The organism is Mesorhizobium sp. M0998, from assembly GCF_040318885.1.
In the GTDB taxonomy this organism is placed as follows: Bacteria; Pseudomonadota; Alphaproteobacteria; order Rhizobiales; family Rhizobiaceae; genus Mesorhizobium.
Genome location: NZ_JAMYND010000102.1, coordinates 1 through 2,059 on the forward strand (window position 1 = coordinate 1; position 2,059 = coordinate 2,059).

3 protein-coding genes and 1 pseudogene are annotated in these 2,059 nt (G+C 56.5%); all 4 read right to left on the minus strand.

Going from position 1 to position 2,059, the window contains the following annotated elements; genetic code table 11:
- Positions 1 to 210 precede the first annotated feature (210 nt).
- Positions 211 to 390 (minus strand): annotated as a pseudogene (locus NKH59_RS33215) (DUF982 domain-containing protein); the annotation flags it as partial.
- 265 nt (positions 391 to 655) lie between these two features.
- Positions 656 to 913, minus strand: coding sequence for a hypothetical protein (locus NKH59_RS33220; RefSeq protein WP_352542948.1), 258 nt, complete (start codon positions 911 to 913; stop codon positions 656 to 658).
- Between the two features lie 161 nt (positions 914 to 1,074).
- Complete coding sequence (locus tag NKH59_RS33225) at positions 1,075 to 1,302, minus strand: hypothetical protein (RefSeq protein WP_352473844.1); 228 nt, start codon at positions 1,300 to 1,302, stop codon at positions 1,075 to 1,077.
- A 147-nt stretch (positions 1,303 to 1,449) separates the two neighbouring features.
- Positions 1,450 to 1,656 (minus strand): hypothetical protein, encoded by a 207-nt coding sequence (locus NKH59_RS33230; RefSeq protein WP_353024449.1) that lies wholly within the window; start codon positions 1,654 to 1,656, stop codon positions 1,450 to 1,452.
- Positions 1,657 to 2,059: the final 403 nt, after the last annotated feature.

A 2,059-nucleotide genomic window follows, 5' to 3' on the forward strand; every position in this document is an offset into this window, starting at 1 on the left:
GCCTCCACTCCAGCCAGCATCTTGAATCACAAAACCGACTGATCCGGAATCCCCTTCGATTCCGTCAAATCAGGAACCGCTCTAGAGGCGGCAGCGGATTCTTCGTGATGTGCAGCCGCTGTAGGGGGGTCCGTCGCCTCTCTTCCTCACCGGCGGCGGGCTCCTTTCGCGAAGGCGGTGTTGGTCAGAGAATCTTTACCGCCATCCAAGTTAGCTAGTTGCCATTGGGGGGAGTAACGTCCCCTCCTCTTTTGCAGCAGCCAGGAACGCCTTGCGAGCCTTCTCAGGTTCCATCTCGTCGAAAATCACGGCCATGCAAACACGCACCGCGACGTCCCACAAGGGCCACGCTTGGTCCAGTTCATCAGTTCCTCGCCGGCTGCCTCGGCGTTGTTGACATTGCGGATGATCCCGAGACGCTCAGTCTTGACAGGGATCGGAGGGTTGAACCAGTGGGTTGTCATGTGGGGAAATGTCGGGCAACTATGGAATTTTGTCGGCCGATTCCAGCTTCCGCAGCTCAGACTGCTCTGAAAGCTCCCGCGCCAGTGTGGCAAGCGTCGGTGTCAGAGTTGGTTCGCCTACAAACCTTAGGAGCCTGCGCAGCTTCCGGCAGTAGTCTTCCGAACTGATCATCCCTCGGAAGGCACGTCCCCTACGCAGCATGGCCATGAGGGTCACTGAAGCTTCCTTCTGGTTCGTCGAAGGCCATAGAAGCCCGCGCTGCCAAAGTGGTGGCGCTCCAATCAACCTCGACCTGCTCTCGCCGCTCAAGCTCCTGCAACAATGCAGCAAGGGACGCCGGCAGTTTCTCGTCGACTTCGAGACCAAGCCTGTTGCGGAGCATCTGACGATTATCTTCTGAGCTGATCAGCCGTTGAAAGGCTGTCCCTGCTGTTGGTCGTGCCGGCATAAGGTCGTTCCCACATTCGGTCTGAAACACTTTCGTTGTGAAAGGGTTCCGAAGGGGAAGCGAATAATTTGGTGAGAATCTCTGAGCCGGGATTGGATGACCAGCTCGCGCGAAGTTCCCCGTGCCGCTCTCGAGGGTTGAACCAATGGGTTGCCATGTGGCTATTCGCGAAGGTCGAACGCGACGAACAGGCCAAAGGCTGGGCCAATCTCGACAATAAGCTCGACCAGCGCGCAGTCACTTTCCACCAGATGCGGCCCGGCTCGGCGCACCGCTGCGATGGTCTCTTTCACGGAGATGATTTGGCCGCGACCGGCTTGTAAGATCAGCTCTTTAACAAGCTTATGGGCAGTCACTTTGCTCGGTCGGCAGTTCGTCCAAACGTTCATACTAGGCCTCCCACCTCAGCGAGAACCCACGCGGAACATTCATGATCCTCTGTCGGGAAAAATCAAGAAGAATGTTTGATGGAAATTTCTTAGCGGGAACCAGAGAAACAAGTACGGAGCGAGCCTCTGTACTCTTCCGCTTTGAGCTCAGCCAGCCCGCAAAGGGACTTCTTCGGTCGGCCCCTCTTTGGTCCGATCAATAGCCGCAAGTAATGACTGAAGGTTTGGCGGCAGTTCTGGTTCGACCCCCAGATTTAAGAACGTTTGTACGTTATGACGATAGTCCTCGGAACGGATCAGTTTCCGAAACGCTTCGGAGACAGACTGATGGTCTGCTTTGTTGCTGGTTGCCATGGAAGTCCCTCCCAATGAGCCGCAACTCGCCCGCAACGAATGGGTTCCATCAGGACGTCGGAATATTAAGTATAAATTTCTGAGCGGGAGATCGCATAACCGGCTCGCGCGAAGACCCCCGTGCCATCTTCGTTTGCCGCAGCATTATCCTCGCTCTTTGAACTGAAGATTCGTGTCGGTTTGGCGTCCGCGTTGCACATCGTGAACGTTGGAATGCTTCTGTCCAATGTTTGCTCACGCTGTGATGCCAACAGGGCAGGCTCTTGCGGCAGCGTGCCGCAAGGCCGCGACGAATGAACGCCGGCCCAGTTCAACCCGCGTGATGTCGTTCAAAGCTGGGGGGATCGATCTCCATCAAGCGGTCTGCGGCCTCGACCGCAGTTCGTATCCTGCTGCACAGCGC

What these genes read in the sequence shown, in the direction of transcription:
- NKH59_RS33220 (WP_352542948.1), bottom strand. Translation starts at nt 913, where the DNA reads ATGCCGGCACGACCAACAGCAGGGACAGCCTTTCAACGGCTGATCAGC.
- NKH59_RS33225 (WP_352473844.1), bottom strand. Translation starts at nt 1,302, where the DNA reads ATGAACGTTTGGACGAACTGCCGACCGAGCAAAGTGACTGCCCATAAG.
- NKH59_RS33230 (WP_353024449.1), bottom strand. Translation starts at nt 1,656, where the DNA reads ATGGCAACCAGCAACAAAGCAGACCATCAGTCTGTCTCCGAAGCGTTT.